The 22,591-nt window shown below is 71.1% G+C and carries 25 protein-coding genes; 12 read left to right on the top strand and 13 right to left on the bottom strand.

Annotation, left to right across the window (positions count from 1 at the left end; translation table 11 throughout):
- The first annotated feature begins 11 nt into the window (after positions 1-11).
- Positions 12-674 (top strand): potassium channel family protein, encoded by a 663-nt coding sequence (locus EXE58_RS16705; protein ID WP_135268905.1) that lies wholly within the window; start codon positions 12-14, stop codon positions 672-674.
- A 13-nt stretch (positions 675-687) separates the two neighbouring features.
- Positions 688-1,359 carry a potassium channel family protein gene (locus EXE58_RS16700; protein ID WP_135268904.1) on the top strand — a complete coding sequence of 224 codons (672 nt, stop codon included), beginning with the start codon at positions 688-690 and terminating at the stop codon, positions 1,357-1,359.
- A gap of 3 nt (positions 1,360-1,362) precedes the next feature.
- Here EXE58_RS16700 and EXE58_RS16695 read toward each other — a convergent pair whose 3' ends face one another.
- From EXE58_RS16695 to dut, 4 genes are all read right to left on the bottom strand, one after another.
- The gene (locus tag EXE58_RS16695) at positions 1,363-2,088 is read right to left on the bottom strand and encodes a DUF3159 domain-containing protein (RefSeq protein WP_244242281.1); all 726 of its coding nucleotides are present in this window, start codon (positions 2,086-2,088) and stop codon (positions 1,363-1,365) included.
- Positions 2,085-2,345 carry an OB-fold nucleic acid binding domain-containing protein gene (locus tag EXE58_RS16690; RefSeq protein WP_244242280.1) on the bottom strand — a complete coding sequence of 87 codons (261 nt, stop codon included), beginning with the start codon at positions 2,343-2,345 and terminating at the stop codon, positions 2,085-2,087. The genes EXE58_RS16695 and EXE58_RS16690 overlap by 4 nt, the downstream gene beginning before the upstream one ends.
- Before the next feature lie 103 nt (positions 2,346-2,448).
- The gene (locus EXE58_RS16685; protein WP_135268902.1) at positions 2,449-3,078 is read right to left on the bottom strand and encodes a DUF3710 domain-containing protein; all 630 of its coding nucleotides are present in this window, start codon (positions 3,076-3,078) and stop codon (positions 2,449-2,451) included.
- Positions 3,065-3,577: a dUTP diphosphatase gene (dut, locus tag EXE58_RS16680; RefSeq protein WP_135268901.1), complete on the bottom strand. Its 513-nt coding sequence runs from the start codon at positions 3,575-3,577 to the stop codon at positions 3,065-3,067. The genes EXE58_RS16685 and dut overlap by 14 nt, the downstream gene beginning before the upstream one ends.
- A 58-nt stretch (positions 3,578-3,635) precedes the next feature.
- Between dut and EXE58_RS16675 the strand changes: the two genes are divergently transcribed.
- Complete coding sequence (locus EXE58_RS16675) at positions 3,636-4,088, top strand: DUF3093 domain-containing protein (protein ID WP_244242279.1); 453 nt, start codon at positions 3,636-3,638, stop codon at positions 4,086-4,088.
- A gap of 9 nt (positions 4,089-4,097) precedes the next feature.
- Positions 4,098-4,418 carry a DUF4235 domain-containing protein gene (locus tag EXE58_RS16670; protein ID WP_135268899.1) on the top strand — a complete coding sequence of 107 codons (321 nt, stop codon included), beginning with the start codon at positions 4,098-4,100 and terminating at the stop codon, positions 4,416-4,418.
- A 15-nt stretch (positions 4,419-4,433) separates the two neighbouring features.
- On the opposite strand, the gene EXE58_RS16665 is transcribed toward EXE58_RS16670, so the two are convergent.
- From EXE58_RS16665 to EXE58_RS16655, 3 genes are all read right to left on the bottom strand, one after another.
- On the bottom strand, positions 4,434-4,724 hold the full coding sequence (locus EXE58_RS16665) for a DUF4193 domain-containing protein (RefSeq protein ID WP_135268898.1): 291 nt from the start codon (positions 4,722-4,724) through the stop codon (positions 4,434-4,436).
- A gap of 176 nt (positions 4,725-4,900) precedes the next feature.
- On the bottom strand, positions 4,901-5,707 hold the full coding sequence (locus EXE58_RS16660; RefSeq protein WP_167288976.1) for an inositol monophosphatase family protein: 807 nt from the start codon (positions 5,705-5,707) through the stop codon (positions 4,901-4,903).
- Positions 5,704-6,804, bottom strand: coding sequence for a ferrochelatase (locus tag EXE58_RS16655; RefSeq protein WP_135268896.1), 1,101 nt, complete (start codon positions 6,802-6,804; stop codon positions 5,704-5,706). The genes EXE58_RS16660 and EXE58_RS16655 overlap by 4 nt, the downstream gene beginning before the upstream one ends.
- 50 nt (positions 6,805-6,854) lie before the next feature.
- Between EXE58_RS16655 and EXE58_RS16650 the strand changes: the two genes are divergently transcribed.
- Complete coding sequence (locus tag EXE58_RS16650) at positions 6,855-8,177, top strand: D-arabinono-1,4-lactone oxidase (RefSeq protein WP_135268895.1); 1,323 nt, start codon at positions 6,855-6,857, stop codon at positions 8,175-8,177.
- A 3-nt stretch (positions 8,178-8,180) separates the two neighbouring features.
- On the opposite strand, the gene EXE58_RS16645 is transcribed toward EXE58_RS16650, so the two are convergent.
- Positions 8,181-8,831 (bottom strand): trimeric intracellular cation channel family protein, encoded by a 651-nt coding sequence (locus tag EXE58_RS16645; RefSeq protein ID WP_341869510.1) that lies wholly within the window; start codon positions 8,829-8,831, stop codon positions 8,181-8,183.
- A gap of 83 nt (positions 8,832-8,914) precedes the next feature.
- On the opposite strand from EXE58_RS16645, the gene sepH (EXE58_RS16640) reads away from it, so the two are divergent.
- From sepH (EXE58_RS16640) to EXE58_RS16630, 3 genes are read left to right on the top strand one after another with little or no spacing between them, the layout of a single operon-like run.
- Positions 8,915-9,622: a septation protein SepH gene (gene sepH, locus EXE58_RS16640; RefSeq protein WP_135268894.1), complete on the top strand. Its 708-nt coding sequence runs from the start codon at positions 8,915-8,917 to the stop codon at positions 9,620-9,622.
- Complete coding sequence (gene sepH, locus EXE58_RS16635; RefSeq protein ID WP_135268893.1) at positions 9,616-9,825, top strand: septation protein SepH; 210 nt, start codon at positions 9,616-9,618, stop codon at positions 9,823-9,825. The genes sepH (EXE58_RS16640) and sepH (EXE58_RS16635) overlap by 7 nt, the downstream gene beginning before the upstream one ends.
- Positions 9,822-10,661, top strand: coding sequence for an MOSC domain-containing protein (locus EXE58_RS16630; RefSeq protein ID WP_135268892.1), 840 nt, complete (start codon positions 9,822-9,824; stop codon positions 10,659-10,661). Before sepH (EXE58_RS16635) ends, EXE58_RS16630 begins: the two co-directional genes overlap by 4 nt.
- On the opposite strand, the gene EXE58_RS16625 is transcribed toward EXE58_RS16630, so the two are convergent.
- Both EXE58_RS16625 and EXE58_RS16620 read right to left on the bottom strand, forming a co-directional pair.
- Positions 10,651-11,469: a DUF72 domain-containing protein gene (locus EXE58_RS16625; protein ID WP_135268891.1), complete on the bottom strand. Its 819-nt coding sequence runs from the start codon at positions 11,467-11,469 to the stop codon at positions 10,651-10,653. The two genes, EXE58_RS16630 and EXE58_RS16625, sit on opposite strands and share 11 nt — an antisense overlap.
- A 9-nt stretch (positions 11,470-11,478) precedes the next feature.
- Entirely contained in the window at positions 11,479-12,303 is an 825-nt protein-coding gene (locus EXE58_RS16620) for a sulfurtransferase (protein ID WP_135268890.1), read from the bottom strand.
- Positions 12,304-12,360: 57 nt separating this feature from the next.
- Between EXE58_RS16620 and EXE58_RS16615 the strand changes: the two genes are divergently transcribed.
- Positions 12,361-13,026: a thymidine kinase gene (locus EXE58_RS16615; RefSeq protein WP_135268889.1), complete on the top strand. Its 666-nt coding sequence runs from the start codon at positions 12,361-12,363 to the stop codon at positions 13,024-13,026.
- A gap of 40 nt (positions 13,027-13,066) precedes the next feature.
- On the opposite strand, the gene EXE58_RS16610 is transcribed toward EXE58_RS16615, so the two are convergent.
- The 3 genes from EXE58_RS16610 to EXE58_RS16600 are packed head-to-tail and all read right to left on the bottom strand — an operon-like array spanning position 13,067 to position 17,542.
- Positions 13,067-14,200: an alkaline phosphatase family protein gene (locus EXE58_RS16610; protein WP_244242278.1), complete on the bottom strand. Its 1,134-nt coding sequence runs from the start codon at positions 14,198-14,200 to the stop codon at positions 13,067-13,069.
- Positions 14,197-14,778, bottom strand: coding sequence for a DUF5998 family protein (locus EXE58_RS16605; RefSeq protein ID WP_135268888.1), 582 nt, complete (start codon positions 14,776-14,778; stop codon positions 14,197-14,199). Before EXE58_RS16605 ends, EXE58_RS16610 begins: the two co-directional genes overlap by 4 nt.
- A gap of 58 nt (positions 14,779-14,836) precedes the next feature.
- Positions 14,837-17,542, bottom strand: coding sequence for a bifunctional acetate--CoA ligase family protein/GNAT family N-acetyltransferase (locus EXE58_RS16600; protein ID WP_244242277.1), 2,706 nt, complete (start codon positions 17,540-17,542; stop codon positions 14,837-14,839).
- A gap of 81 nt (positions 17,543-17,623) precedes the next feature.
- On the opposite strand from EXE58_RS16600, the gene EXE58_RS16595 reads away from it, so the two are divergent.
- The 3 genes from EXE58_RS16595 to EXE58_RS16585 are packed head-to-tail and all read left to right on the top strand — an operon-like array spanning position 17,624 to position 22,585.
- Entirely contained in the window at positions 17,624-20,104 is a 2,481-nt protein-coding gene (locus tag EXE58_RS16595) for a DNA gyrase/topoisomerase IV subunit A (protein ID WP_135268887.1), read from the top strand.
- A 4-nt stretch (positions 20,105-20,108) separates the two neighbouring features.
- The gene (locus EXE58_RS16590; protein WP_135268886.1) at positions 20,109-20,825 is read left to right on the top strand and encodes an LppX_LprAFG lipoprotein; all 717 of its coding nucleotides are present in this window, start codon (positions 20,109-20,111) and stop codon (positions 20,823-20,825) included.
- Positions 20,822-22,585 (top strand): MFS transporter, encoded by a 1,764-nt coding sequence (locus tag EXE58_RS16585; RefSeq protein ID WP_244242276.1) that lies wholly within the window; start codon positions 20,822-20,824, stop codon positions 22,583-22,585. The genes EXE58_RS16590 and EXE58_RS16585 overlap by 4 nt, the downstream gene beginning before the upstream one ends.
- Positions 22,586-22,591: the final 6 nt, after the last annotated feature.

Here is a 22,591-nt window from a genome sequence, read left to right as displayed (position 1 = left end):
ACGGTTCAGGCGTGCATGTCGTGATCATGGGGTGTGGCCGCGTCGGGTCGACGCTGGCCAGGAGCCTCGAGGACCGCAACCACACCGTGTCGGTGATCGACAGCGATCCCGACGCCTTCCGCCGACTGGGACAGTCGTTCAACGGCGACAAGGTGACCGGCTACGGCTTCGACCAGGAGGTCCTCGAGAAGGCCGGCATCCGTCGCGCCGACGCCTTCGCGGCCGTCTCGAGCGGTGACAACTCCAACATCATCGCCGCCCGGGTGGCCCGCGAGACCTTCGGGATCGAGCAGGTCGTGGCCCGGATCTACGACCCGGGGCGCGCAGAGGTCTACCAGCGCCTGGGCATCACGACGGTGGCGACGGTGAAGTGGACCGCGGACCAGGTGCTGCGCAGGATCGTGCCCGCCGGCGCCGAGCCGGACTACCGCGACCCGTCGGGCACCATCCGTCTCGACAACTTGGCGGTGCCGCCGCCGTGGATCGGTCAGCGCACCGTGCACCTGCAGGAGCAGACCCGAAGCCGCATCGCGTGGATCGACCGGCTCGGCGAGGGCGTCCTGCCGACTCGTGAGTCAGTGCTGCAGGAGGGCGACATGCTCCACCTCGTCATGCGCGAGGACCAGGCCGCCCACGCCTACGCCGTGCTCGATGCCGGGCCTGAAGAGAACTGAGAGCGGAGACCACATGCGCGTCGCCATCGCCGGGGCCGGGGCCGTGGGCCGGTCCATCGCCCGTGAGCTGATCGAGAACGGCCACCGGGTCCTGCTCATCGACAAGTCGGCCAGCGCGATCCGGCCCGAGCGGGTGCCCGACGCGGAGTGGCTGCTCGCGGACTCCTGCGAGCTGTCCTCGCTGGAGGAGGCCAAGCTGGACAAGTGCGACGTGGTCATCGCGGCCACCGGCGACGACAAGGCCAACCTCGTCACCTCGCTGCTCGCCAAGACCGAGTTCGGCGTGCCCCGCACCGTCGGACGCGTCAACCACCCCAACAACGAGTGGCTCTTCACCGAGGCGTGGGGCGTCGACGTCAACGTCTCGACTCCCCGGATCATGTCTGCCCTCGTGGAGGAGGCCGTCTCGATCGGGGACCTGGTCCGACTGTTCACCTTCCGCCAGGGCAACGCCAACCTGGTGGAGATGACCTTGCCAGTCGACTCACCGTTCGTCGGCACGCCGAGCGGACTGGTGCCCTTCCCCGACAACTGCGCGCTCGTGACCATCCTGCGCGACGGGCAGGTCTACACCCCCGACGCCGAGCAGCCCCTTGAGTCCGGCGACGAGCTCCTCTTCGTCGTCGCGGCCGAGGTCGAGGAAGAGCTCGAGAAGATCCTCTCCCCCACCAGCCACGGCCGCTGAGGTTCAGACTGCGCCGACCTCCGACGCCACCGGGGTGCGGTTGCGAGCGAGCAGCCACACCATCGAGCCGAGCGCGGCGAGCTGGAGGGGCCAGCCCAGCGCGATCTTCAGTATCCCGAGGACGGCGACGGCCGTGTCGGGGTCGATGGACCCAGAGCTCCCCCCGAGCCACACCGGCCCCTGGGTGACCACGCGGACCACGCAGGGCAGGACGAGCAACCACGTCAGCCTGCTGCACAACCTGACGACCTGACGGTCCTTGTGCCAGGCGGTGGGGTCACCGGTGATGCTGCCGACCATGAAGCCGACGAGGGGCCATCCCACGAGGCAGGTGGCCGCGAGCACGATCGCGTAGCCGCCGTTGTAGAGGATGCCGGGCAGGAAGTAGGCGAGGGCCTGGTCCTGCGCACTCCCTCCCGCCTCCGCTGCCCGATGCGCGAAGTACCAGCCGATACCGATGCCCACGAGCGCGTTGACCACGAACTGCACGGTGGAACGCTGGACGATCCTGACCAGGAGCAGGACGAGGGCCGCCCCGACGCTGACGGTGATCGCGGTGCGCATCTCCCCCAGGCTCAGCCACGTCACGGTGAAGAGCAGGGTGGGCAGTGCTGCCTCGGCCATCCCGCGGCGCCCACCCAGGGCCTTCGCGAGCTGGGCGCGGACGACGGCCTCGACGGTCGCCTCCCCCACGACTGCCGGCTCGGGGCCGACGGGCTGCCCGGTCAAGGCCGCAACTCGTATCGCGGGTTGAACATCAGCGGACTGCCTCCTTGGAGACCGATGCACCCGGTGACGACGACGGAGCGTCCGGGCTCCACGCCGCTGATGCGACGCCGGCCGAGCCAGACCAGCGTGATCACGCCGGTGCCGTCGTCCAGGTCTGCCTCGAGTGCGGGCACCCCACCGCGAGGTCGCAGGGTGACGGTGCGGATGACTCCGGCGACGGTGACGCGCTCTCGGCCCTGGACCTCTGAGATGGGCACCGACCGGGTCGAGGCATGTTCGAGCCTCAGGTCACGCGCGTGCTGGTCACCACTGTCGGCCCATCTGGAAAGTGCCTGCCGCAGGCGGCTCTTCTCGGGCATCTCAGGACGTCCGTCGCGCCTCGTCGGGGAGCTTGACCGGCAGTGCCTCGCCGACCGCCATCGCCTGTGCGCCACGGCGTACGACGAGCTGGGCCAGGGTGTCCTCCCACTCGCCCGAGGCGTCGGGTTCCGCGGCCGGGCGACCCAGCATGGTGGCGCGCAACATCCACCGGTCGCCGTTGATGCCGATCACGCGGGACGCGGACGCTCCGGTCGATCCGTCGGGGAGTGTCGCCGGCAGGGCGCAGACCAGCTCGGTCCCCCACCGCCCCTCACGCTCGACGACCTTGCCGCCGCGAGCCTTGACGTCGTCGGCGATCTGCGGTCGGACGTCGCTCCAGAGGTCACCGTTGCGAGGGGCGGCGAAGGCCTGGAACTCCAGGGCACCGTCCGCCCCCGCGAGGATGACCGCACGCACGACCCCGCTGGCCTCGTCGACCTGCAGCCGGAGCTCACGGCCCTCCATGGCCGGGACGAGGAGCGAACCGAGGTCGACGCGGGCGACCTCGTCACCCTCGACCACGGAGGAGTCGAACGGGCCGGAGGTGGGGTCGAGGGGGGCGCTCGGGGCTGTCTCCTCCACCGGGACCTCCGCCTTCTTGCGGCGCATCTTCACCTCAGGCACTCCCATCTCTCGAGTCGTCGTGGGCGGTGGTGCCTGTCACGGCGCCGCCCGCACCGAATCCACCCGTAGAACCGTAACCCCCCGAGCCACGGCTGGAGGACGGCAGTTCGTCGACCTCGACGAAGCGGGCTCGTTCATAGCGCTGGATGACCAGCTGGGCGATGCGGTCTCCCCGACGCAGCTCCAGGCTGCTGGCGGGGTCGTGGTTGATCAGGAGGACCTTGACCTCGCCGCGATATCCCGCGTCGATCGTCCCGGGGGTGTTCACGATGGACAGCCCGTGACGCGCCGCGAGCCCCGAGCGGGGATGCACCAGGGCGACGAAGCCGGCGGGCAGTGCGAGGGCGATGCCGGTCGGCACAAGGGCGCGCTCACCGGGCGCGAGGGTGAGGTCGATCGCCGTGTGCAGGTCGGCCCCGGCGTCACCGGCATGCGCGTAGGACGGCAGGGGCAGGTCGGGGTCGAGACGGCGGATGGCGACCTCGAGGTCCTCGGGTGCTGGCACGGGCGGTGAATCTACCCACTGCTCGGCCGCCTCGGACGGGGCCCCTAGGCTCTGCCGCGTGGACTATGCCGAACGCCTCACGGTCCCGCTGCGCTGGTGGGCACAGGGCACCATGCTCGTGGCGTCGCTGTGGCTGGCGGTCGTCGTGGCAGTCCCCGACCACGAGTCGGTCGCGTGGGCCGCAGGAGGGGTGGCGCTGGCTCTCATGGTCGCGTTGTTCGTCGGCTACGGCTCTGCTCGGATCACCGTGGCCGGCGGACACCTCACCGCCGGGCGAGCACGCATCCCGCTCGAGCACGTCGGGTCGGCCACCGCCCTCGATGCTGAAGGCCTGCGACGCCTTGCGGGGGTGGAGGCCGATGCCCGCGCCCACCTGCTCCTGCGGCCCTACCTCAAGCGCGGTGTCCGCGTCGAGGTGACCGACCCCGCCGACCCGACTCCCTACTGGCTCCTCAGCTGCCGCCGCCCCGGTCAGCTGGTGGCCGCGATCGAGGGCGCGCGAGTTCGTTAGGCTGCCCCCATGGCATCCGACAGCAGCAAGGTCTGGTCGATCTTCTCCCTCGTCTCCGCCGTGGGCGCGGCGGCGGTCGCGAAGAAGGGACTCAACACCTCGTGGCGCGCCGCGACCGGCAAGAACCCGCCGGCCAACCCGGCGGACCCGGACGTGAACATCTGGGAGGCGGTCCTGTGGGCAACGGTCAGCGGCACGCTCATCGCCATCGCACGGATGCTCGCCTCGCGCAAGGCTGCGGACTACTACGCGCGCTCGACCGGGCACCTGCCCCCACAGCTCAAGAGGGACTTCCAGGACGCAGACGCGGCGCCGGCCCCCAACGCGTGAGGCCGGCGGCGGTCCTCAGGCGCAGTCGCGGCAGATGAGGGCCTTCTCGTCGGCGAGCTGCGACCGGTGGTGCACCAGGAAGCAGCTCATGCAGGTGAACTCGTCGTCCTGACGCGGCATGACCTCGACCGCGAGCTCCTCGTGCGAGAGGTCGGCACCGGGCAGCTCGAACGACTCAGCAGCCTCGGTCTCGTCCTCGTCGACCTTGCCGGAGTTCTTGTCGTGACGGCGCGCCTTGAGCTCTTCGATGCTCTCTTCGCTCTGGTCCTCTTCGGTCTTGCGCGGTGCGTCGTAATCGGTGGCCATCGCTACCCTCTTCTCCTGCGTGGGGCTCCGGTGCGCTAGCCGGATCCCGGCGTTGCGTGCTGCGGAGGTTCTGCGTCGTCGTCGGCGCCAGATTGTGCACCATCAGGGCGCTCCGGCGTGAGCCGGTGTGCCCCGTGTCGCGTGAACATATGAGGCCGATGCCCTATTCCCGCCGCTCAGACAAGGAAGCCTGCGGTCGAGATGGCCTCGATGAAGCCGTTCCACCCGGCCGCGGGTGCACCCGTGACCACACCGATCGGACCGGTGCCGGGAGCGACCGGCGGCCCCGTCAACACGCCGAACCGGCCTCCGGCCTCCTGCAGCACCAGGCCCCCGGCGCTCCAGTCCCAGGGCTGGGGGCCAGCCTCGACGTAGGCGTCGGCGCTTCCCTCGGCGACGTGGCACAGGTCGAGCGAGCACGCACCCAGCCGTCTGATGTCGCGCACCTCCGGGAGGAGTGCCGCGACGCACGCCGCCTGGTGCTCCCGGACGGTCCGGACGTATCCGAACCCGGTCAGCACCAGGCTCTCGGCCAAGGGGGCGGGAGCGCGGACGTGGATCGGCTCGCCGTTCCTCGTGGCACCCGAGCCGAGCGCGGCGGCGTACTCGACATCGGTGCCGATCCCGACGACCACACCGGCGACCACGGCTCCCTCGACCTCGACCGCGACGGACACGGCACACTCCGCCAGCCCGTAGAGATAGTTGACGGTTCCGTCGATGGGGTCGACCACCCAGCGCACCCCGCTGGTGCCGAGGCGCTCGTCGCCCTCCTCGCCGAGAATGCCGTCGTGGGGGCGAGCCGCGACGATCCGGGACACGAGGAGGTCCTCCACGGCGCGATCCGCGTGGGTGACGACGTCGACGGCACTGGACTTGGTGTCGGCCACTGCCACGTCCGGGCGCATCGCCCGCGCGAGCCGCGCAGCCTCTCTCGCGAGGTCGAGGGCGAGGTCGCGCAGGGACTCCGCGGACGGAGTCACACCTCGTCCCCGACGCCACACAGGGCGGGGCGCTCCCCACGGAGGTTGGGGCAGCAGCCGGCAGGGCACCGGTCCGGTCTCGGCGGCAACCCGCCCAGGGTCGGGCGCGGCGGCATCTCCCCACGCTCGGCCGCGGCGCGCTCCACCAGCAGGTCGCGCACCATGGTGACGAACCGTGGGTCGGTGCCCGACGTGGCTGCGCGCGCGGCCGGGAGCCCGAGGCGCTGGGCGGTCGCCAGCGCCTCGGTGTCGAGGTCGTAGATGACCTCCATGTGGTCCGAGACGAAGCCCACCGGAATCAGCACCACGGCCGGGACACCGTCGGTGGCCAACTCCTCGAGATGGTCGTTGACGTCGGGCTCGAGCCACGGGGTGGAAGGCGCGCCGGACCTGGAGCAGTAGACGAGGTCGTGACGATGGGCGTGCCCGGTCAGGGCACGGACGCGACCTGCGACCACGTCTGCGACGTCGCGGTGCTGCGCCTCGTAGGCGCGTCGGGCATCGGGTGGGCCACTGGTGGCCGCCATGTCCTCGGGCACGGAGTGGGTCACGAAGACGAGGTGTGCGCCGTGGCGGACCTGCTGCGGCAGCTCGTCGAGGGCACGCACGACAGCGTCCACGACGGGCTCGACGAAGCCGGGGTGGTTGAAGTAGGGCCGCAGCTTGTCCAGCCGGGGAGCGCCCGGCACCTGCGCCACCGCGTCCGCGAGGTTCTCGCGGTACTGGCGGCAGCTGGAGTAGGAGGAGTAGGCCGAGGTGGTGAAGACGGCAGCGCGCTGCACACCGTCGGCAGTCATCTCGCGCAGCGTGTCGGCGAGGTAGGGGTCCCAGTTGCGGTTGCCCCAGTAGATCGGGAGCTCGATGCCCGCCTCGTCGAACGAGGCACGCAGGGCCGCCAGGAGCTCGCGGTTCTGGTCGTTGATGGGGCTCCTCCCCCCGAAGAGGAAGTAGTGCTCGCCCACCTGGGCCAGTCGCTCGCGTGGGATCCCGCGTCCCCGAGTGACGTTCTCGAGGAACGGCACCACGTCGTCCGGTTGCTCAGGACCCCCGAAGGAGAGCAGCAGGAGTGCGTCGAAGGGCGTGACGTCGGAGGCCATGTGCTCAGCGTAGGCGCGGCCCGGTGCCGCGCCTCCCCTACCCTTCGCGCATGACTACTCCAGTCCGGGGAAACCAGTGGCGCAACTGGTCGGGCCTCGCCGGGGCGCGAGCAGAGCGGGTCGTCGCGCCCGGTTCGACCGGCGAGGTTCGCGACGCGGTCGTCTCTGCTCGGGAGTCGGGGCGCACGGTGAAGATGACCGGCACCGGCCACAGCTTCACCGACATCGCCGCTCCCGAAGGCACGCTGCTGGTGCCCGACCGCCTGCGAGGCGTCGTCTCGGTCGACCGGGCCGCGATGACGGTCACTGCCCTCGCCGGGACCCCCCTGCACCAGCTCAACCTGGCCCTGGAGCAGCTCGGGCTGTCCTTGCACAACATGGGAGACATCGCCGAGCAGACCCTCGCCGGCGCCACCTCGACCGGCACCCACGGCACCGGCGGGATCGCTGCTGGCCTCTCGGCACAGCTCGCCGGGCTCGAGCTCGTCACGGGCACCGGCGAGGTGCTCAGGGCAGACGACCAGGAGAACCGGGACGTCCTCGAGGTCGCACGGGTCGGCCTCGGCGCGCTGGGCATCCTCACCAGCCTGACGTTCCGAGTCGAGCCGCTCTTCGTCCTCGAGGCCCACGAGGAGCCGATGAGCTGGGACAGCGCGCTGGCGGCCCACGACGACCTCGTGGCGGAGGCCCACCACGTGGACATGTACTGGTTCCCCCACACCGACCGCATGATGGTCAAGCAGAACGTCCGCACCGACCTCGAGCCCGGCGAGCAGTCGCCGGCCGGGCGGCTGGCGTCGTGGTGGGAGGACGACTTCCTGTCCAACGCCGTCTTCGGCGGCCTCGTGCGGGTCGGCAACCGAGTGCCCCGCGCGGTTCCGCTCATCAGCCAGGTGGCCGGCCGCGCACTGTCCGAGCGCACCTACAGCGACGTCCCGCACCGGGTCTTCGTGTCGCCGAGGCGGGTCGTCTTCAGGGAGATGGAGTACGCCGTCCCGCGCGCGGTCGGCCTCGAGGTGCTGCGCGAGTGTCGACGCGTCATCGAGGCCAGCGACTGGCGCATCAGCTTCCCGGTGGAGGTCCGCACCGCTCCGGCCGACGACATCCCCCTCTCGACCGCGTCGGGACGCGACAGCATGTATCTCGCGTTCCACGTCCCCCGCGACGTCGACCACACGCCGTACTTCTCAGCGGTCGAGGAGGTCCTGCGAGCCGCCGGTGGCCGGCCGCACTGGGGAAAGCTCCACACCCGGACCGCCGAGGACCTCGCCCCTGTCTACGACCGCTTCGAGGACTTCCTCGCGATGCGTGAGCGTCTCGACCCGGACCGGGTGTTCGCCAACGCCTACCTCCGTCGCGTCCTGGGCTCGTGAGCCTCAGACGTTCGCCGGGCCACGCGGCATCGGGGCGCGCCACCCGCGCACCAGCGCCAGGAGGCGCCAGCCCAGGCACGTCGTGAACCCTGCCGCCGCCACGATCGCGAACGAGGCTCCCGCCCGGTCGAGCACGACGACGACCGCAGCGCCCGCCAGAGCCGGCGTGGCGTAGAGGACGCCGTCGAAGACGACCGGCACGCGGCCGGCCAGCACGTCGCGGATCATGCCGCCGCCGACAGCGGTCACCATGCCGAGCAGCGCCGCCGGGACCGGTCCCACGCCGAGGGACACCGCCTTGGCAGCGCCCGTGACGCAGAAGAGCGCCAGGCCGAAGGCGTCGAACAGTGTCACCACACGCTCGAGCCGGCCGACCGTGGGGTGGAAGACGAAGGTCAGCAGGCCGGCCGCCACCGGCACGGTCAGGTAGCGCCAGTCCTCGAGGGCGGCCGGCGGCGTCGCCCCGAGCAGCACGTCGCGGATGAAGCCACCGCCCAGACCCGTCACCCCGGCGAGCACGAGCGCAGCGAAGACGTCGAGGTGCTTGCGCACCGCCACCAGTGCTCCGGTGACGGCGAAGACGAAGATCCCGACCATGTCGAGCACCACGAAGGCCGTGGCGAGCTCGTCAGGTGAGAAATCGGCAGGCGGCACGAGGGCAGGTTAGGCCAGCGGGGCCCTGCGCTGGCGTAGGGTCGTTTCGAACCGGTGCACAAGTCCACCCAGGAGCGATCCACATGGCCCAGTTGACGCTTGCGGGACGCAGCGACGACGGGCATCGCCTGCTCCTGGTCGACGACGCCGGCCGGGAGTTCACCCTGGTCGTCGACGCCCGGCTCCAGGCCGCCCTCAGGGGCGACGACGCACGCACCGGTCCGTTCCCGAGCGGCCAGTTGGAGATCCCGATGGAATCAACCCTCCGCCCGCGCGACATCCAGAGCCGCATCCGCGCCGGGGAGACACCGGACGCCGTGGCCCAGGCGGCGAGCACGACGGTCGACAAGATCATGCCCTTCGCTGCCCCTGTCCTGGCCGAGCGGGCCCACGTCGCCGAGCGCGCCCAGCTCGCCTCCGTACGACGCCGTGGCAACGACTCCGGCGCGCGGACCCTCGGCGAGGCCGTCGCCGCCCAGCTTCGCGAGCACAACGTGGACCCCGCCACCGTCCAGTGGGACGCCTGGCGTCGCGAGGACGGCCGCTGGACCCTCACCGGCGCCTTCGCGACCGGCACCCGCTCCGGCACCGCGGCCTTCTCCTTCGATGCCCGGGGCAACTTCGTCACGGTCGACGACGAGGACGCCCGGTGGCTGGTCGGGGACGATGTGGCGCCTGCCTCCGCGGTGACGGAGGTCGCCGTCGACGACATCTCCGCGGCCCGGGCGCGACGGCTCAGCTCCGTCCCCCCGACGAGCTCCCCCTGGGGGACGACGCGATCGAGATGGTGACCGACGCCGATCGGTCCGCGGAGGCTCCGCATCCCGCGGCCGAGGCCGATGACACCACCGAGATCGACCAGGTGGAGGAGAGCGCCGCGGCCCCAGCACCAGCCCCCGACGAGCAGCCCGCGCCGCGGCCGGCCAAGAAGCGCGGCCGCGCGTCCGTGCCGAGCTGGGACGAGATCATGTTCGGCGGTGGGAAGGGCGAATGAGGCTGACCGGCCTCAACGTCCATCCCGTCAAGAGCACCGCGATCCGGCCGCTCGGCGAGGCCGTCGTGCTCCGCAGCGGCCTCGCGGACGACCGGTCCTGGGTGGTCGTCGATGCCGACGGCGTCCTGGTCTGTGCGCGCAAGGAGCACTCGCTGTTCACCATCACCGCAGACACCCCCGCCACGGACCGATCCGTCACTCAGGGGCTGCGCCTGCGAGCGGCGGGACTGGACGACCTGACCGTCCAGGAGCCGACGGGCCCCCTGGTGCGCGCCCGCGTGCACAAGCACGAGCTGCAGGGCGTCCCGGCGGGCCCCGAGGCGGACGCCTGGGTGAGCAAGGCTCTCGGTCGGGACGGCCTTCGGCTGGTCTGGTGCGACGATCCGTCCCGGCGTGGGCTCAACCCCGAGTTCTCCTCCCCCGGCGACCACACTGCCTTCGCGGACGGCTACCCGGTCACCATCGCGTCAGAGGCCTCCCTGCTCCAGCTCAACAGGTGGATCGACGAGCGCAGGATCGAGGAGGGCGAGGCTCCACAGGACCCGCTCCCGATGCTGCGCTTCCGTCCCAACCTGGTGGTGGACGGGGACGAGCCGTTCGCCGAGGACCGCTGGAGTCGCGTCCGGGTCGGAGGGGTGGGGTTCCGGGTCGCCAAGAAGGTCGACCGCTGCGTGATGACGACCCTCGACCCCGAGACGTTGCGCACCGCCCGCGAACCGGTCCGGACCCTCGCCCGGCACCGGCTCTTCGACGGTCTGCCGATGTTCGCCATGTTCCTCATCCCTGAGACGACCGGACTGATCCGGACGGGCGACCCGGTCGAGGTCACCGGCTGAGCCGCTCCAGCAAGGCCATCGCATCGTGCGGCGCGAACCCCTTCACGTCATTGTCGAAGTAGGCGTAGGCATCGCCTGCCCGTCGCCATCGCTGCACGGTGGCGGCCCACTCATCGAGTGCCCGGGCGGAGTAGCCGCTGGCGTAGAGCTCCTTGTCACCGTGCAGCCGCGCGTAGTGGAAGTCAGCGGTGTCCCGGTCGACCCGCGGCCAGCGCCCCGCAGTGTCGGCCAGGACGCAGGCGACGCCATGACGCTCCAGCTGCTGGTAGAGCGACGGGACGTCGAAGCTCGGGCTCCGGAACTCCAACGCGTGCCGGAGGGGGCGCTCCGGCTCCTCCGCGGCCAGGTGCACCCGGTCGTCGTCCAGCCGGTCGTCGCGGCGGCCGGCGAGCTCGACCGCCTCGGTCGTCGTACGAGGCAGGAGGCGTAGGAACGCCTCGACGAGGTCGGGGTCGTAGCCGAGGTTCTCGGGAAGCTGCCACAGCAGGGGCCCGAGCTTCGGACCGAGCGCCAGGACGCCGGAGGCGAAGAAGTTCGCCAGCGGGGCCTCGACATCCCGCAAGCGCTTGAGGTGGGTGATGAAGCGTCCGCCCTTCACCGCGAAGACGAAGTCCTCCGGAGTCTCGGCGCGCCACCGCTGCCAGGAGGAGGGCCGCTGCAACGAGTAGAACGACCCGTTGACCTCGATCGAGGTCAGGCACGACGAGGCGTACTCGAGCTCACGACGCTGCGGCAGGCCGGGCGGGTAGAAGTCACCCCGCCACGCCGCGTAGGTCCAGCCGGAGATCCCGATCCTCGCCTCACCCACGGCTCGGAATCACGCCCCGGTCTCGATCGGGTGCGTGACGTCGGCGACCCACCCGCTCCAGCTCGCGGCGTAGAGCGACGCCCGGACGCCCGCCGCCGCGAGGGCCAGCACGTCGTGGGCGGCGGTGACGCCCGAGCCGCAGTAGACCGCGACCTCGACGTCGGGGGTGGCACCGGCGGCGGCGTAGAGCCGCTGCAGCTCGCGCACGTCCTTGAACAGTCCGCGCCCGTCGAGGTTGCAGGTGGTGTCGACGTTCACGGCCCCCGGTATGTGACCTGCCACCGGGTCGAGCGGCTCGGCCTCACCCCGGAAGCGCTCAGGGGCGCGAGCATCCAGCAGCACGTCGACGGTGCCGACACCATGGGCATCCACGACCGGCATCGACCCGGGAGAGCCCTGGAAGTCTCCCGGTGCGGCGACCACCTCGCCCGTCTCCACCGGGCCGCCGGCAGCCCGCCACGCGCTCCATCCCCCGTCGAGGACACGCACGCTCGGGTGGGCGTAGTGGCGGAGCAGCCACCAGGCCCGGGCGGCGGCTCGTCCCTGCCAGTCGTCGTAGACCACCACCGGGCGTCCACGACTCACGCCCAGCGACCGCATGGCGTCGACGAAGCGTTCAGGCTCCGGGAGCGGGTGGCGGCCACGCGCGTCGACCGGCTCGCCGGGCTGCGCTGCCAGGTGGGTGTCGAGATCGACGTACGGCGCGCCCGGGACGTGACCCGCCGCGTGCTCGTCAGCACCACCCCCTGCCCCGGTGGTGTAGCGCACGTCGAGCACGGTCACCGCGCCGAGGACACCGCCGAGCTCGTCGGCCGAGATCAGGGGTGAGTCCACCCAGCCAGCGTGCCACGGGCGACCGTGTCGGTGCGACGTGACAAGATCTCTCGCGACATGGCTGAACTTCACTTCTTCACCGGGACCATGGACTCCGGCAAGTCCACGCTCGCCCTCCAGACCAACCACAACCACGCTGCCCGGGGGCGCGTGGGGCGCATCTTCACGACCCACGACCGGGCTGGGCAGTCGGTGGTCTCGAGTCGCCTGGGGCTGACCCATGACGCCCTCGAGGTCACCGACGACTTCGACTTCTGGAAGTACGTCGTGGACTCGCTCACCCACGGTGCGCGTGTCGACTACCTGATCTGCGACGAGGCGCAGTTCTACACCCCCGACCAGGTCGACCAGCTCGCCAAGGTCGTCGACGAGCTCCAGATCGACGTGTTCGCGTTCGGGATCCTCACCGACTTCCGCACGGCGCTCTTCCCGGGCAGCGCACGCCTGGTCGAGCTGGCCGACAGGATGAACGTGCTACAGGTGGAGGCGCTGTGCTGGTGCGGCAAGCGCGCGACGCACAACGCCCGCACCGAGAACGGCGTGATGGTCACCGAGGGTGAGGTCATCGTCGTCGGTGACGTCGACCCGACGGTGCCCACGCCCGGCGACGACGACGTGGAGGTTGCCTACGAGGTGCTGTGTCGCCAGCACCACCGCCGCCGCCTCACGGCCGACCGGGCCAAGGCCGTCAGCCTGGCTCCGGAGCCGCTCCCGTTCGGTTGATCGCCCTGCTGTCAACCGCTCGGTGCGCTGCCGGCCGGTGTCACCCGACCAGGATCGGGATCAGCATCTCCGCCGGGGTCAGCGAGCCGTGCAGGCCCACGAGCGTCCTCTCGTAGGGGAAGTCCGCCGAGGAGAAGATGGCCGTCTCCCCCCGGCAGGCGACCATGACGTCACCCAGTCGGGGCCCCACGCCGGGGCTGACGTCGCCCAGCCATCCGCGCGCCACGACCTCCTCGCGGGTGAGCACGTCAGCACGCTCCCCCAGCACCGAGCGCCACGTGGCGACGACGTCGTCGACGGCCCCTGCGGAGCAGTAGAGGTGGCGGAAGCGCGCCTCACCGCCCAGCAGCGCCACGCCGTCCCGCAGCTCCAGCCGCTCGTCGACGTCGATGCGTTCGTGGTCGGGGCTGTCGATCATTCCGTGGTCCGCCACGACCACCAGGCGCGTGGAGTCCGGCAGCGACTCGCGCAGGTGCTCGGCCTGGGCGTCCACCATGGCCAGCTGCTGGAGCCACTGGGTCGAGGCAACCCCGAACTTGTGGCCCGTCCAGTCGAGGTCGGAGTCGTAGACGTAGGTGAGCGAGGGTGAGGTAGCGGCCGCCTTCACCACGCCGGCGATGCGCTCGCCGACACGGTCCGCCCCCACGTAGACGGCTCCGCGCTGGGAGGCCAAGGTGAGGCCGGTGCCGTGGAAGTCGCGCTTGTTCACCGAGGTGACGTCGACACCGGCGGCAGCCAGTCGCGCGAAGACGGTGGGGTTCGGCTGCCACTCGAGCGGATCGACCTGCTTGTCCCACTGCAGGTGGTTGAGCAACCGGTCCGTGCCGGGGATCCGGGCGGTGTAGCCCACGAGACCGTGCCCGCCCGGGGGCAGCCCCGTGCCGAGGGACGTCAGGGACGTCGCCGTGGTCGAGGGCACTCCTGCCGTCCCGGCGGCGCTGCCCTCCATCAGCGCGGAGAGGTAGGGCGCCGCGTGGCCGTGACGCTTGAGGAGCTCCGAGCCCATCCCGTCGACGAGGAACACCACGTAGGAGTCAGCCTCGGGCAGCTCGAGGTCGGTGGCGGCCGCCTGCAGCGGCACGCCCAGCGCTCTGCCGACGGCCGGCAGGACGTCGGCGAGCGACCGCTTACCGTAGGCCGGAACCGTGAATGCGCTCAGCGCCGTGTCGGTCACCCGCGTGTCCGCTGGGAGAGGGCGTCGGCGAAGGCCAGCAGTCCCGCGACGGCCTCCTCCCCCTCTGCTGCGGCTGAGACGCGCAGGTTGTAGTCGTCGCCGGCGATCGTCCCGGTGTAGCCGTGATCGGCCTCGCACTGGGGGTCCGAGCACCCGGCCGGCTCGAGGTCCAGCCGCCCGACGCCTCCCCAGCCGATGGTGAGGACTGCCTCGGCCGGCTTGCCGGGTCCCTTGGTGGGGTTGGCCACCATGCGAGTGACGATGACGGTGCGGATCGCGCTGAGCATGACCGCCTCGCTCGTCGTCGAGGTGTAGGGCTCGGGAAGCATGTCGTCGCCGGGGTGCTCGTCGGTGTGCGCGATCACCAGGCGGGTGGGGGTCAGCACCAGCACCGTGAGGTGTCGGCGGACCTCCTCGTGGTCGAAGGTCGTCTCGTGGTGGACGAAGTAGGAGACCACCTCCTCGCCGCCGGTCGCGGAGAACACCCCGTCCGCGACCACGTCGGGGTAGTAGCCCGTGCGGTTGATGTCGTCGCGGAGGTCACCCGACACGCCGCCGTCGGTGGTTCTGCTGCGCATGACGGCAGTCTGTCACGCACACCTCCGGCCGTGCCCAGTCGGTGGCTCACTCGGGCGCTCAGTCGGGGATGGTGTCTCCCGGCGGGGTGCTGAGACGTCGTACGAAGGAGTCCGAACGCGGGTCGAGCACGGGCTCGATACGGATGGATGCTCCCAGGACGGCCGCCCCGTCTGCCCCCGCTAGCACCAGCGGAAGCTGGAGCTGACGGACCTGCGGGAGGTCGTTCTGCAGCTGGGCGACCCGGCGCACAAGCTGCTCGATCTCGGCCACGTCGACGATCTCGCTGCCCCGGTAGCCGAACAGCAGCGGGGACGCCTTGATCTCGCGCACCATGTCCTGGGCGTCATGGGCAGCCAGTGGCGGGATGCGGTAGGAGCGATCGCCCAGCAGCTCGGTCAACGGACCTCCGATGCCGAAGGAGATCACCGGACCGAACAGCGGGTCCTCCATCGTCGAGACGCCCACGGGGACCCCGGGAGGTGCGTTGCGCTGCACCACGAACCCCGCCCGCTCGGCGTCGGTGATGAGCGCGAAGAGCGTCGCCCATGCGTGCTCCATCTCGGCAGCGTCGTCGATGTTGCGCCACACGTGGGCGAGGTCCGGCCGGTCGCGGAGGTGGTCGGCGGTCGCCTTGAGGACGACGTCCCAGCCGAGCTCCTCCCCGGCAGCCACGGCTGCCTCCAGGGTGCTGACGGGCCGGGTGTCCCAGAGCTCGATCCCGTAGGCGGCCAGCAGCGCCTGCTGCTCGGAGTGGTCGAGGTCACGGCCGCCGGGGTGACGCATCAGCAGCTCGTTGACGAGGCTGCGCGCCGCGTCCCGGTCGACCAGCTCCTCGTCACCGGCGGCCAGCTGGGGGGTGCGCAGCCACATGGAGTACTCCACGACCCGCGCCAGGGCGCGGATCGCTGCCTCCACGGCGGGGTACGACGGCACCGAGCCGCGGCCGGCGCTCGACCCCGCAACGTCAGGGACGCGCAGGAGCTCGGGCACGCCCTCGGTCCCGAGGAAGGTGGTCACGATCGGCTTGTCGGACTGCTCCCCCACCGCGGCCAGCACGTTGGCGACGTCTTCTCCCGAGACGTTCAGCGGTGGGATGTAGATGGCGGCAACAGCATCGACCTCGGGATCGTCGATGGCCGCGTCCAGCGCGTCCTCGAAGTCGTCGGCGGTGGCCTCGGCGCCCAGCGCGACCTGCTTGTTGACCACCAGGCCGACCGAGTTGGCGGCATCGGCGGCGAGCAGGCCCAGCGCGTCGGAGTTGCCCACGAGCGCAACACGCCGCCCCCGCGGCAGCGGCTGGTGGGCGAGGAGCTGGGCGACGTCGAACATCTCCTCCAGCGACTCCACCTGGATGATTCCGGCCTGGCGGAACATCGCATCGACCGCCTCGGTCGGGGCGGCGATCTTGCGGACCGCGTGCCCCATCGGGACTCCCTGCGAGCTGCGCCCCGAGCGCACGGCGATGATCGGCTTGCGACGGCTCACCCGACGGGCGACGCGGGAGAACTTGCGCGGATTGCCGATGGACTCCAGGTAGAGGAGGACCACCTCGGTCGCCTCGTCCTCCTCCCAGTACTGGAGGAGGTCGTTGCCCGAGACGTCCGCGCGGTTGCCGGCGCTGACGAACGTCGTCAACCCGAGCCCGCGGTTCTGCACCTTCTCCAGGATCGCGGACCCGAGTGCCCCGGACTGGCAGAAGAACCCGGCGCGACCGCGGGGCGGCATCACGCTCGAGAGCGAGGCGTTGATGGACACCTCGGGATCGGTGTTGATGATCCCGAGCGCGTTGGGGCCGATCAGGCGCAGCCCGTAGGAGCGCGCGAGGCCGACCAGGCGACGCTGGCGCAGCCGACCCTCCTCCCCTGTCTCGGCGAACCCCGAGGAGATCACCACCAGACCGTGGACGCCCTTGGCCGCGCAGTCGAGCACGACGTCCTGGACGGCGTCGGCCGGGACCGCGACGATCGCCACGTCCACCCCGCCGGGAATGTCGGCGACGGAGTCCCAGGCGGGCATCCCGGAGACCGAGTCGGCACTGGGGTTCACGACGTGCACGCGGCCGGTGTAGCCGCCGAGCACGAGGTTGCGCACGAGCACCTGGCCGATCGTGTCCTGGCGTCGGCTGGCGCCGATGACGGCGACGGAGCGGGGCCGGAAGAACTTCTCGATCGAGGCCGACTCGGCGCGGTGCTCGCGCTGCTGCATGACCCCGATCGCTGTCTCGGTCGGGTCGATGCGGAACACGAGCTCGACGACGCCGTCCTCGTAGGCGCTCTTCACCTGGTATCCCGCGTCCCGGAACGTGTGGATCATCGCCTGGTTGTCGGGAAGCACCTCAGCCACGAACGACTCGATCCCTCGCTCGCGACCGGCCTGGGCGAGGTGCTCGAGGAGCAGCTGCCCGATGCCCCGGCCCTGGTGCTTGTCCTCGACGAGGAACGCGACCTCCGCCTCCCCGGGCTCGATGGTGTCGTAGCGCCCGACGGCGATCATGGCGCCCCCGACCAGCAGGACGAACGCGACCCGGTCGCGGTGGTCCACGTGGGTGAACCTGGTGAGGTCACGCTCGGACAGCTGCGGCATCGGGGAGAAGAACCGGTAGTACTTGGACTCGTCGGAGACCCGGCTGTAGAAGTCGACGAGCAGCTGGCGGTCCTCGGGCCGGATCGGCCTGATGTGCGCGGTCCTGCCGTCGCGCAGCAGGACGTCCGCCTCCCAGTGGCGCGGCGGCGGCGGGGGCTCTCCTGCCTGCACATCGGTCACGCCGAGCAATCTAGCCGAGGGATCCGTCATCACCGGCGAGCCCCGCGTCGCGTGCCCCCGTCGTACGGGGAGAATGCCGCCATGGCGAGACGCACGACGAAGCAGGCACCGCTCCCGGACGACTTCGAGGAGCACATCCTCGACACCGACATCGGGGACGAGATGCAGTCCTCGTTCCTGGAGTACGCCTACTCCGTCATCTACTCCCGCGCGCTGCCCGACGCTCGAGACGGTCTCAAGCCCGTGCACCGGCGCATCCTCTACACGATGGACGACATGAGCCTGCGGCCCGACCGCGGCCACGTGAAGAGCGCCCGCGTCGTCGGCGAGGTCATGGGCCGGCTACACCCCCACGGGGACGGCGCGATCTACGACGCCCTGGTCCGCATGGCCCAGCCGTGGTCGATGCGGCTGCCCATGGTCGACGGCCACGGGAACTTCGGCTCGCCCGACGACTCCCCTGCCGCGATGCGCTACACCGAGTGCCGGATGGCACCCCCGGCCGTCGCGATGACCGCCTCGATCGACGAGGACACCGTCGACTTCAAGCCCAACTACGACTCCCGTGAGATGGAGCCGGTCGTCCTGCCGGCGGCCATCCCCAACCTGCTGGTCAACGGCTCGGCCGGGATCGCGGTCGGCATGGCCACCAACATCGCGCCGCACAACCTCGTGGAGGTCGTGCAGGCGCTGCGTCACCTCGTCACCCACCCCCGGGCCACGCTGGACGACCTGATGCGGTTCGTCCCGGGGCCCGACCTCCCCACCGGCGGCAAGATCGTCGGCCTCGAGGGCATCCGCGATGCCTACGAGTCCGGTCGTGGGACCTTCAGGATGCGCGCCACGGCTCGGATCGAGTCGGTCACCCCGCGCCGCAAGGGCATCGTGATCACCGAGCTCCCCTACGGCGTCGGAACCGAGCGGGTCATCGAGCGCATCAAGACCCTGGTCCTCGCCAAGAAGCTCCAGGGGATCTCCGACATCAAGGACCTCACCGACCGCGACAACGACCTCCGCCTGGTCATCGAGGTCAAGAACGGCTTCCACCCCGAGGCGCTCCTCGAGCAGCTCTACAAGCTGACGCCGATGGAGGACTCCTTCGGCATCAACGCCGTCGCGCTCGTCGACGGCCAGCCGCGCACGCTCGGCCTCAAGCAGATGCTCGAGGTCTTCCTCGAGCACCGCTTCGACGTCGTACGCCGCCGCTCGACCTTCCGCCGGGGCAAGGCCGCCGACCGCCTGCACCTCGTGGCCGGTCTGCTCGTCGCCATCCTCGACATCGACGAGGTCATCCAGCTGATCCGCTCCTCCGACAACGCATCCGCTGCCAAGGAGCGGCTGCGCTCGGTCTTCGACCTCTCCGAGATCCAGGCCGACTACATCCTCGACATGCCCCTGCGCAGGCTCACGAAGTTCTCCCGGATCGAGCTCGAGAAGGAGAAGGACGAGCTCGAGCGCACGATCGAGGCGCTTGACGCGATCCTCGCCGACGAGCGCCTGCTGCGGAAGGTCGTCTCGGACGAGCTCGCCGAGGTCGCGAAGGCCTACGGGACCCCGCGTCGCACCATCCTGCTGGCAAGCGCCGGCGCCCCGGCCACCGCAGCGGCCACCGCGCTGGAGGTCGCCGACGACCCGTGCTTCGTCTTCCTCTCCTCCACCGGGCTGCTCGCGCGCAGCGGCTCGACCCAGCCCCCGGGTCACGGGGAGAGCCGCGCCAACCACGACGTCGTCGTGAGCGCGGTCCCGAGCACGGTGCGCGGGGAGGTGGGCGTGGTCACGAGCCGCGGCCGGCTCGTCCGGCTCGGCGTGCTCGACATGCCGGCGCTCCCCGACTCGGCCAACGACCCCAACCTCCAGGGCGGCCTGCCCCTGAGCGAGTTCGTCGCGCTCCAGCCCGGCGAACGGGCGTTGGCACTGGCGCCGCTCACGACCGAGGGAGCCGGGCTCGCGCTCGGCACCCGCGCGGGCATCGTCAAGCGGGTCAACCCCGAGGTCCTCAGCCGTGACGAGTGGGACGTCGTCACCCTCAAGGACGACGACGAGGTCGTGGGCGCGGTCCAGCTGGTCACGGGCGAGGAGGAGCTGTGCTTCATCACGAGCGACGCCCAGCTCCTCCACTTCGGTGCCGCCGGGGTCCGGCCCCAGGGCCGAGCGGGCGGTGGGATGGCGGGAATCAAGCTCGCCGCCGGCCAGCGGGTGGTCTTCTTCGGAGCGTTCGACCCAGCCGACGCAGTCGTCGTCACCGCGTCGGGCTCATCGACCGCACTGCCGGGAACTGAGCCCGGTGCGCTGAAGGTGACGCCGTTCGGCGAGTACCCGCCCAAGGGGCGCGCCACCGGCGGCGTCCGCTGCCACCGCTTCCTCAAGGGCGAGGACACCCTGGTCCTGGCCTGGGCGGGACCGGCGCCCGCCAGGGCCGCCGCAGCCAGCGGTTCACCCGTCGAGCTACCGGAGGCCACGGGCAAGCGGGACGGCTCGGGCATCGCCGCAGCACAGCCGATCGCCGCCGTCTCGTCGCCGGTGGCGTCCCAGATCGGCGCCGCTGCCCGTGTGGAAGGCTGATCGCATGACTGCCCCACGCCTCCGCACCCTCGGTGCCCTGGCCGCCGCTCTCCTCCTCGTCCCCTCCCTCGCCGCCTGCTCGGGCGACGACGCATCCAGCGAGGTCGCGGAGCAGAGCCCGGAGGAGGTGCTCGCGGAGGCCGCCACCAACCTCAGCGAGACCACTGGGCTGCAGCTGGACCTCTCGACCCGCAACCTCCCCGACGGCGTCACGGGCATCACCAAGGCCGCCGGCGTGGCCACCTCGGCTCCCGCGTTCGAGGGCACCATCACCGTGGTCCTCTCCGGGCAGAGCGTGGACGTCCCCGTCGTGGCGATCGACGACACGGTCTACGCCCAGATCCCCTTCACCCCGGGGTGGAACAAGGTCGACCCCACCGACTACGGCGCACCCGACCCCGCGCGACTGATCGACCCTTCGACCGGCTTCCCTGCACTCCTCGACCTCACCGAGGAGCCCACCAAGGGCGAGAGCGTCCGCGGCGGGGCCGACAACTCCGAGGTCCTCACCACCTACACCGGCACCGTCCCCGGCGACGCCATGGCGGACGTCATCCCCTCGGCCGCCGGCGACACCTTCGAGGTGGAGTGGCAGGTGACCGATGAGGGCGAGCTGCGCAAGGCCGACCTCTCCGGCGTCTTCTACGCCAAGTCCGAGGAGATGACCTACACCGTGGAGTTCTCCGGCTACGGCACCGAGAAGGACATCACCGCACCGTGACCGAACGCGGCGAGGTGCGGTCCTCCCGGTTGCTCCTGGCGCTCGCCTCGGTCGCGGTCGCCTTCGCTGCGGCGGACACCTACGTGGTCGTGCTGGCACTTCCGGACATGATGACCAGCGTCGGGGTGCCGATCGACCAGCTCCAGCGTGCCGCCCCGATCGTCAGCGGCTTCCTGCTGGGCTACGTCGCGATGCTGCCGTTGATCGGTCGCATCGCAGACCTGCGTGGGCGGGTTCCCGTCCTGGTCATGGCTCTGACGCTCTTCGCCGTCGGCTCCCTCGTCACGACGCTCGCCTACGACATGCCCAGCATCGTGGTCGGCCGGTTCCTCCAAGGGGTCGGCGGTGGCGGCCTGGTGCCGGCCACGCTGGCGCTCGTCGCAGACCTCTATCCCGCGGAGCGTCGTGGCGTCCCCCTCGGCATCGTCTCGGCCGTGCAGGAGCTGGGCTCCGTCGTGGGGCCGCTGTTCGGCGCGCTGGTGCTGTCCGTGGCGGACTGGCGAGCGATCTTCGCCATCAACCTCGCCGTCGGTCTGGTCCTGGCGGCCGCCATCCGCCGGGTTGACGACTCCACTCCTGGACCCCGGCACGAGCGCAGCCGCCTGCACCTGCTCCCCGGCGGCCTGCTGCTGGCCCTCACCCTGGTCTCCGGCGGGGTGACCATGCTCCGACCGCCGCCCTTGCTCCGCGACCTCACCTGGGGCCAGCTGTTCATCCCCTACGCCGGGGACGGTCGCTGGCTCACCCCCGTGGGCACCACCGCAATCGTCGCCCTCGTGCTCCTGCTCGCGCAGTGCTGGTTCGGTCCGCGTCCGCTGGTCGACCTCCGCAGCTGGCTGGCGCACCTGCGTGAGGCCGACCTGGTCGGGGCGCTGCTCCTGGCGGTGGCGCTGGGAGGGGTGATCCTGGCCTTCTCCACCGCCGACCCCAAGATCGAGGTCTTCTCCGCCCAGGGCCGCTGGTACCTCCTCGGGGGCGCGATCGGGGCGGTCGGGTTCGTGTGGCACCTGCGTCGGGCCGCGAACCCCCTCCTCCCGCGCGAGGCGCTGCGCCGCACCCCCGCCTGGGGTGCCCTGCTGGTCAGCTTCTTCATCGGGGCCGCCCTGATCGCCGCACTCATCGACATCCCGCTCTTCGCGCGGACCACCGTCTACCCCGACTCCCAGCTGTCTGCCGCCCTGGTGCTCGTGCGATTCCTCATCGCACTGCCCGTCGGGGCCGTCCTCGGCGGTTACCTGATCCGTCGCTTCGCGCCCGGCCCGGTCACCGCCGTCGGCATGCTCATGGCAGCAGCCGGCTTCGTCCTGATGACGAGGTGGGGACTCACGACGATCGAGGAGCCCGTCGCCAACGTGGCCCTCCTCGTGGGTGGCCTCGGGTTCGGCCTGGCCCTCGCCCCGGTCAACGCCGCGCTCCTGGAGTTCACCGACGACGCGGTCCACGGGGTCGCGAGCGCCTTCGTCGTGGTCAGCCGCATGGTCGGGATGCTCGTCGGCATCTCGGCACTCACCACCATCGGTCTGCGTCGCTACTACGCAGAGCAACGCGTCATCCCGCCCGTCCAGGACGTCTGTGACGGGCGCAGCAGGTGCAAGGAGTTCTCCGACCTGCTGCGAGTCGCAGGAATCGCGCAGGAGCACGCCGTCTTCTGGGGGGCTGCCGGTTGTGCCGTCGTGGCGGCCGTGCTCGCCCTCGTGCTGTTCCGGTCCGCAGGGCCGTCGCGACTCCCCGCGTTGGACACGGTGAAGGCCGCGGTGTGAGTGCCG

It is taken from the genome of Nocardioides seonyuensis (assembly GCF_004683965.1).
Classification (GTDB): Bacteria; Actinomycetota; Actinomycetes; order Propionibacteriales; family Nocardioidaceae; genus Nocardioides; species Nocardioides seonyuensis.
This window is presented reverse-complemented; position numbering and strand designations above follow the sequence as displayed.

Bases quoted from the DNA above. Each gene is read 5' to 3' on its own strand.
- EXE58_RS16700 (WP_135268904.1), top strand. From the start codon at position 688: ATGCGCGTCGCCATCGCCGGGGCCGGGGCCGTGGGCCGGTCCATCGCC.
- EXE58_RS16685 (WP_135268902.1), bottom strand. From the start codon at position 3,078: ATGGGAGTGCCTGAGGTGAAGATGCGCCGCAAGAAGGCGGAGGTCCCG.
- EXE58_RS16670 (WP_135268899.1), top strand. From the start codon at position 4,098: ATGGCATCCGACAGCAGCAAGGTCTGGTCGATCTTCTCCCTCGTCTCC.
- EXE58_RS16665 (WP_135268898.1), bottom strand. From the start codon at position 4,724: ATGGCCACCGATTACGACGCACCGCGCAAGACCGAAGAGGACCAGAGC.
- EXE58_RS16655 (WP_135268896.1), bottom strand. From the start codon at position 6,804: ATGGCCTCCGACGTCACGCCCTTCGACGCACTCCTGCTGCTCTCCTTC.
- EXE58_RS16650 (WP_135268895.1), top strand. From the start codon at position 6,855: ATGACTACTCCAGTCCGGGGAAACCAGTGGCGCAACTGGTCGGGCCTC.
- sepH (WP_135268894.1), top strand. From the start codon at position 8,915: ATGGCCCAGTTGACGCTTGCGGGACGCAGCGACGACGGGCATCGCCTG.
- sepH (WP_135268893.1), top strand. From the start codon at position 9,616: ATGGTGACCGACGCCGATCGGTCCGCGGAGGCTCCGCATCCCGCGGCC.
- EXE58_RS16630 (WP_135268892.1), top strand. From the start codon at position 9,822: ATGAGGCTGACCGGCCTCAACGTCCATCCCGTCAAGAGCACCGCGATC.
- EXE58_RS16615 (WP_135268889.1), top strand. From the start codon at position 12,361: ATGGCTGAACTTCACTTCTTCACCGGGACCATGGACTCCGGCAAGTCC.
- EXE58_RS16605 (WP_135268888.1), bottom strand. From the start codon at position 14,778: ATGCGCAGCAGAACCACCGACGGCGGCGTGTCGGGTGACCTCCGCGAC.
- EXE58_RS16595 (WP_135268887.1), top strand. From the start codon at position 17,624: ATGGCGAGACGCACGACGAAGCAGGCACCGCTCCCGGACGACTTCGAG.
- EXE58_RS16590 (WP_135268886.1), top strand. From the start codon at position 20,109: ATGACTGCCCCACGCCTCCGCACCCTCGGTGCCCTGGCCGCCGCTCTC.